The organism is Funiculus sociatus GB2-C1 (genome assembly GCF_039962115.1).
GTDB classification, from domain to species: domain Bacteria; phylum Cyanobacteriota; class Cyanobacteriia; order Cyanobacteriales; family FACHB-T130; genus Funiculus; species Funiculus sociatus.
On sequence record NZ_JAMPKJ010000124.1, the window covers coordinates 1 to 7,306 of the forward strand.

The following is a 7,306-nucleotide window of genomic DNA, read 5'->3' on the forward strand; positions in this document are numbered from 1 at the left end:
GATGCCGTTAAGTCTGTAGTTGGTGCATCTTCTCCATAGCCGAATTGCCCAGTACGGCTACACTTGAAGCTATTTATTTGGTTACTGGGTCATCCAAATGAGCGAACGGTGAGTTTTGTAGCCGCGAATTCATTCGCCGGGGCTTAAGTTGACACCAGTGGGCATTGCCATTCCCCTACCGACAACCAAAATTAACCTACTAGCTATGACTAATAACTAATGAATTTTATCAGGCTCAAATAATGCCAAAATTTTATCGAAAATGGCATCGCCAGCACGAGTTTGTAGAATAGAATGTGCTAATTTCACGAAAGATAAGTCAAGTTTGTTATCAGTATTAATAAGCTTGCTGGCAGCATAAAAAGTGATGTCATTCACACTTCCTTCATTCGTTATTCCTGTTTGCCATCCAGCCTTATTCCAAGAAAGAGATTTGCCGCGTAAAGTAAACTGAAACCACTCGATATTATCCTCCTCACGCAGATCCAAAAAGACATCAAAATAAGGCTCTTTAATACCCTGATACCATATTCTTTTGGAACCATTTACTTTGACTGGGGTCAGTATCTTCTGATCGATACGTTGCAAAGAAGCACCCAGTGCAACAATCTCATCCGCATCGATAGTAATATTAGTTCGGTGCATAACAGCAAAGTTTAGTAAATTCACCATCATTCGGGGTGTCTGTTACCAGACCGCTAGGGAATTGATACCCAAATTATCCCCTAATCAGGACTTACTTTTAGGATACGAGACTTTTTCCTTTAACTCCGGATTAGTCATTAGTCCCCACCTAATGACTATCGCTTTATCTGTCCTGCTTCAACACAGAGAATTTGGGAAGAATCTAGCCACTGAGCATCAAAGGAACCTAAGTGAGTTGTAGTAATCAGGGTCTGAAAGCGGTCTTGAATGGCATCTAGGAGTTGATTTTGACGATTTAGGTCTAGTTCAGCCAAAACGTCATCAAGTAGCAACAGCGGCGGTTCACCAACGACTTCTTCAATTAACTTTAGCTCTGCTAGTTTTAGGGCTAATACTAGCGTTCGCTGCTGACCTTGGGAGCCATAAACTCTTGCTGGTGTCTGGTTGATGGTAAATTCAACTTCGTCTCGGTGAGGGCCGACGAGAGTTGTACCTTGGTGCTGTTCGGCGATGCGACGCTGCTGGATTTTTTCTAAAAATGCCTGCTGCACTGCTTCGGGGTCGTCCTTCTCTAAACTGATATTGGGAGCATATTTCAATTCCAGCACCTCTGATCTACCGCTAATGCTAGAGTGCCAAGTTTGAGCGATAGGAGCCAATCGCGTCAGGACTCTGGCGCGTCGCCGCGTGACGCGGGAACCAGTTGTTACCAATTGGGCATCCCATAACGCTAGTTCTGAAGAGTTTTGAGTGTTAGGTGTTGAGTTGTGAGTTGAAGATTCGGACTCTTTTCTGAAAGCCTTGAGTAAGGCGTTGCGTTGCCGTAAAACTTGGTTATATTGCTGCAAGATGTGAGCGTAGACAGGTTCAAGCTGAGTCAGAATGGAATCTACCCAGTTGCGACGCATCTCTGGCGAACCTCGTACCAGATCCAAGTCTAGACTGGAGAACTGGACAGCATTGAGTACGCCGAGAAAGTCGAGTTGGCGGCGTAAGGTTTCGGAGTTGAGGGATACGGTGCGCCGCGCTTGAGTGCGTAGGGTTAAAGCTAGATCGACTGTGCCATTGGCGCGTTCTAGGGTAGCGGCAATTTTACCTTCTGCCGTTCCTTCGCAAACGAGATCGCGATCGCGCACGGCTCGATGACTCTTTAATGTTGCTAATAACTCCACCGCCTCCAGAAGATTAGATTTCCCTTGAGCGTTATTCCCCACCAAAATTGTCTTGGGTGCGTCGAAATCGACTAAGCACTCTCGGTAGTTGCGAAAGGAACGGAGGTGAAGGCTTTTGAGGTACATAAATAATGGAAGGATTGCTAATGGCTAATTGCTAATTGCTAGTTGTTTATCAGCAATTAGCCATCAGCTATCATTGTCTGCTTTTGTACCAGCGAATAAACAGCTTTTCCAGTTCCACCCAAACAAACATTAAAGAGCTGAATCCCAGGCAAATACCCAGTTCTTGCAGAGATAGTGGTGTCGTACCAAAGAAATTTTGCAGGAATGGGACGTAAAGCAGCATCAGCTGCAACGCCGTGGTAACACTCACCGCCCATAGCAAATAAGGGTTAGAGAAGGGGTTTAACTCTATTGTCAGCCTGGTGTTGGAACGAACTGCTAGAGCGTGTCCCATCTGAGCAAGACATAAAGTCGTAAACACCATCGTCTTCCAATTATCGGGAAAGTAACGGTATGCCACTACCATCAAAGCAATGGAGATAATGGCAAAGATAATCCCTATCCGGATCATGTAAGACCCCAGCCCCCGTGCAAAAATACTCTCGCGAGGATTCATGGGAGGACGGCGCATCACGTCTGGTTCTGCGGGTTCTACGGCGAGGGCGAGAGCTGGTAAACCATCGGTGACTAGGTTCATCCAGAGAATCTGTAATGGCGAGAGGGGAACGCCTCCCAAGCCCAGTAGGGGTGCAGCGGCAATGGTTAACACTTCACCAATGTTACTGCCCAGAATGTATTTGATAAAGCGGCGAATATTGCTATAAACTGTTCGCCCTTCTTCGGTAGCGGCGACTATGGTGGCGAAGTTGTCGTCTAGTAGTACCATGTCGCTTGCTTCTTTACTGACATCGGTGCCTGTGATGCCCATTGCGATGCCAATATCAGCTTGTTTGAGGGCTGGGGCATCGTTAACGCCGTCGCCAGTCATGGCGACGAATCTGCCGCGACGCTGGAGGGATTGGACGATGCGTAGTTTGTGTTCTGGGGCAACGCGGGCGTAGATGTTAACGTCGTCAACTTGTTGATCTAGTTCTTCTGGGCTAAACTTTTGCAGCTGTTGACCTGTGAGGACGCGATCGCCTACTTGTGCTATTCCCAAATCTTGAGCGATCGCTTGCGCTGTCAGCTGGTGGTCGCCAGTAATCATCATTGCTCGGATGCCAGCTTGTTTGCATTTGGCTACCGCATCCCGTACTTCTGGGCGGGGAGCATCCAGCATTCCCACCAAACCCAGCCATACTAATTTTTGTTCCTCTGTTTCTTCTGCTCCTTCCGGAGGAACGTTGTCCATAGGTTTGTAGGAAAAGCCCAGCACCCGCAAGCCAACGGATGCCATTTGGTTATTTTGCTCCAGAATCTGAGTGCGTTGCTCATCCCTCAAAGGCTCCTTCTCGTCGCCGATCTGAATATGAGTACAACGCTCCAGTATTAACTCTGGCGAACCCTTGGTAAACATTAAGTAAGGTGACTGGAAGTTCGCCTGTCCTTTGTCTCCTGCTCGGCAAATTACACTCATCCGCTTGCGTTCGGAGGAGAAGGGAAACTCTCTGACGCGGGGCATCTGCCGCAAGACAGGTTCTTTATCTACACCTCCCTTTCCGGCGAGGACAATCAGCGCCCCTTCGGTGGGGTCGCCCAGAATCGTCCATTGGTCTTTCTCGTGCTGTAACATGGCATCATTACAAAGCACGCAGCCAAGCATCAAGGTTTGCAGATCCGGATACTGTTCTACTGCTACCTGTTGATCGCCTAGATAAAATTCCCCGGTGGGGATATAACCTTCGCCAGCAACGCGGAAACTTTGGGAACCAGTTTCTACCCGTTGCACGACCATTTTATTTTGGGTGAGGGTGCCAGTTTTATCTGAGCAAATAGTCGTGACTGAACCCAGAGTTTCTACTGCTGGGAGTTTGCGAATTAGGGCGTGACGACGCACCATCCGCTGCGTTCCCAGTGCCAAAGTTACGGTGATTACAGCTGGCAAGCCTTCTGGAACCACAGCCACAGCCATCGACAGGGAAACTTCTACGAGTTCTTGCAAGACACCCCAATCCCAACGTCCTGAGCTGAAGCGGCTTTGGATCATGCCGCCTACGATCACTATGGCAACCAAGATCAGAGAACCACTCACCAGCACGTTACCCAACTGGGTCATCCGTTGTTGTAAGGGAGTGTCTTCGCTTTCGACGGATTGCAACATATCGGCAATTTTGCCGAGTTCCGTCTTCATTCCGGTTCCAGTGACAATTACTTTGCCTCGTCCCTGGACAACTTCGGTTCCCTGAAAGACTAAGTTAATGCGATCGCCTAAAGATGTTTCATCGCTCAAATGCACTGATGCTTGTTTGTTCACCGCGTGAGCTTCGCCAGTGAGCGCTGATTCCCGTATTTGCAGATTTGCCTCTTCAATCAGCCGCCCGTCTGCGGAAATCTGCACCCCAGCTTCCACTAGCATAATGTCCCCCGGCACCAGCGTCTTGCCTTCGACTTCCACTTGTCTGCCGTCGCGAATGATTCGCACTTTTGGGGAAGACAGCTTCTTCAAGGCTGCTAGAGCTTTCTCGGCACGGCTTTCCTGAAGATAGCCCAATATGCCGTTGAGAATTACAATCAACAAAATGGCAATTGTATCTTTGAAGGGGATTTCGCCTGCGGCTAACTTTCCGCCTCGTAAATCCACCAGGTCTAAAATCCCAGAAATCAGCGCCACTAGGATCAGCATCAACAACATGATGTTTTTGAACTGATCGAGCAAGATTTCCCAGGAACTCCTCCCGGCAGTTTCCTGTAGCTCATTGGGGCCGTACTGCTGCAACCGTTCTTGAGCTTCCACGGTGGTTAGACCAGATTCTGCGTCGCTAGAGAGCAGTTCCAGCGTTTTTTCAACTTCTAAGGTGTGCCAGGGTCTTGCCTGGTCGGGATTTGAATTTGAAGGGATAGATGGAGTCACGGGAAATGTGCTTTAAGACCTACTAGCTCTCAATCATAGGGCGTAAACCTGGTGATTGGATGCTACTTTAACTATGCACTATGAGTTAGCCAGGTACAAAAATCGATAAAGCTTGAGGAATCAGACGAAATTTTGCTGGCGTATAAGTGGTGATTTCTCCATCGGTATTGATTGGGCGACGCTTATTGGTGTATACCTCTATTTCCTGACTTTGAATAGTCCGCACGCCTGGTAAGTCTGCCTGTTGCCCTTGCTTCATTGCTGGTAACAAGGGGATTATTTCCCATGCGCGTTCAATTTCCAAGCTGTACAAATCCAGCCGCTGGTCGTTGATTGCTGCATCTTCAGCTATTTTCATGCCACCGCCATAATATTGCCCGTTACCTACAGCAATTTGAACTGTTTTTACCTTAATTGATTCCCCATTGCTGCGGATTTCTGCCAAAAAAGGACGCGATCGCCCCACTACTCGGATTGCTGTTACTGCGTATGCCAGAACTCCCCAGCGTTGCTTGATTTCTTTGGTCAGTTGCTTGGTAATTTGTACGCTTAAGCCTAAACTTGCAACATTAAAGAAGTGTTTACCATTGACCCAGCCTAAGTCAATTCGTTGTTGTGTCCCATTTGCAATCACCTGGCAAGCTTCATCTAAAGCTTCAGGAATTGCTAGGGTTCTCGCTAGGTCGTTGGCTGTTCCTAAGGGCAAGATACCCAAGGGGAGTTGCGTGTCAACTATACCGTCTACTGCTGCATTCAGGGTGCCATCGCCGCCACCGACGATCACTAAATCTACGCGATCGCTCCATCGTCGGATAATGTCTGGCAGTTGTTTGGGCTTTTCTGTAGACTCTTCTTGCAAATCAAAGCCTAGTTCTTTCAATTTGCTAAAAGCTTGAGATAAAGCCTCTTTTCCGCGCCGTGCGTGGCGATTAACCAGCAACAATGCTCGCCGATTCATGCCTAGTTTTCCATTAAGAGGTAATAATCTTCACAAAATTTTTGAAAGAATAAATCTACCTATAGTTAACTCCTTGGCTGATAATTCTTCTAAAGATATCGCTTTAGCACTTCGGCGGTAGCTTCTCCAGTTTTTGCCCAACTAAATTGGCTGGCTCTGGAGAGACTAGCATCAGATAGACGCGATCGCAATTCTGAATCCGTCGCTATTGCCTGCATCGCCTCAGCGATTTCCCCAACATTGTAAGGATTTACTAAAATTGCCGCATCGCCAGCGACTTCTGGCAACGATGAGATATTCGAGGTAATTACCGGGGTACCGCAAGCCATTGCTTCCAAAACTGGCAAGCCGAAGCCTTCCCATAGACTAGGAAAAACGAGGGCGATCGCTTGATTAATTAGCGTCGGCAACTGGGCAGAAGGAACGTATTCTAGGAATTTTACCCGATTTTTCAGCCCCAGCCGTTCCACTTGCTCCATTAAAATCGGCGTATAACGCTTATCCGCAGATCCAGCCAACCACAACTCGCGATCGCCACAATTATATAAAGTAGCAAAAGCCTCAATCAGCCGAGCCAGATTTTTGTAAGGATCGTAACGCCCTATATAAAGAAAATAATTGCTGGTTGGTAAATCAAGATAGCGAAAATGATTCGCATCATACGCCAAAAGAATTGGCGTAATTTTATCTTCGGGAATTTTATAAAAATTCGTAATATCCTGAGCAGTAGCCCTAGAGTTACAAATAATATGCTGTGCCTGCGCTAAAACTTGCGGAATGTAGTAACGAAAGTAGAGTCCCAGTGGGGAACCCCGCTTAGGAAAGCGCACCGGAATCAAATCATGAACCATTACCACAGAACGACAGCCAGAAAATAAGGGCGCTTCTGGAAGCGGCGAAAACAGTAGACTAGAATTCAATTTTTTGTAAATCCGTGGCAACTGCAACTGCGTCCACAAAATCCTATTAAAATGTCCTTTGGTCCCTTGTTCCGGAGTTAAATTAGGCGGTACCGGATAGCAGCTATAGTTACTCTTCCATACTCCCTCCTGGTTCCCAGGCTCAAGCTGGGAACTAACTAAGGTAGGCTCAGCATCCCCATTATTAAGAATATTATTAGCTATTAATAAAGTCGGATCGAGATGCTGTAAATGAGAAAAAATATTGGCAGCATAAGTAGCAATTCCAGTCGGCTTAGAAAAAAGAAAAGAGAGATTAATCAGCAATTGATTTGACAAATAATTCTCCATTTGTAAGCTGGTTTGAGCGACAAAACCCAACAAAGTCTTAAATTATACCATTTTACTTTATGCCTGCAACCGCTACTTCTGCCGCCATTTTAAAGCGCTTTAAAGGGATTCTCAATGTGGCATTACTCATAATAAATTGGTAGGTTGGTTAGCGCTCTTTCATCACTCTAGGCAGAGGAAAATAAGAAACCTGGCTCTGACACAGTGGTGGGAACGGCTCCTCTCAATAAATTCATCAACCCAATCAGTCGCTCAAAGCCTACAG

General features: G+C 46.9%; 5 protein-coding genes. All 5 read right to left on the reverse strand.

Going from position 1 to position 7,306, the window contains the following annotated elements; translation table 11 throughout:
- Nucleotides 1-216 precede the first annotated feature (216 nt).
- The 5 genes from NDI42_RS28435 to NDI42_RS28455 all read right to left on the reverse strand — a co-directional run bounded on the left by NDI42_RS28435 (nucleotide 217) and on the right by NDI42_RS28455 (nucleotide 7,029).
- Nucleotides 217-675, reverse strand: a complete 459-nt coding sequence (locus NDI42_RS28435; RefSeq protein ID WP_199310974.1) for a hypothetical protein — start codon at nucleotides 673-675, stop codon at nucleotides 217-219.
- 125 nt (nucleotides 676-800) lie between these two features.
- On the reverse strand, nucleotides 801-1,943 hold the full coding sequence (recF, locus tag NDI42_RS28440) for a DNA replication/repair protein RecF (protein ID WP_190451572.1): 1,143 nt from the start codon (nucleotides 1,941-1,943) through the stop codon (nucleotides 801-803).
- A gap of 70 nt (nucleotides 1,944-2,013) precedes the next feature.
- On the reverse strand, nucleotides 2,014-4,833 hold the full coding sequence (locus tag NDI42_RS28445; protein WP_313930684.1) for a cation-translocating P-type ATPase: 2,820 nt from the start codon (nucleotides 4,831-4,833) through the stop codon (nucleotides 2,014-2,016).
- Between the two features lie 85 nt (nucleotides 4,834-4,918).
- The gene (locus NDI42_RS28450; RefSeq protein WP_190451575.1) at nucleotides 4,919-5,791 is read right to left on the reverse strand and encodes a lipid kinase; all 873 of its coding nucleotides are present in this window, start codon (nucleotides 5,789-5,791) and stop codon (nucleotides 4,919-4,921) included.
- Between the two features lie 89 nt (nucleotides 5,792-5,880).
- A complete protein-coding gene (locus NDI42_RS28455) occupies nucleotides 5,881-7,029 on the reverse strand; it encodes a glycosyltransferase family 4 protein (RefSeq protein WP_399315926.1) in 1,149 nt (382 codons plus the stop codon).
- Nucleotides 7,030-7,306 lie beyond the last annotated feature (277 nt).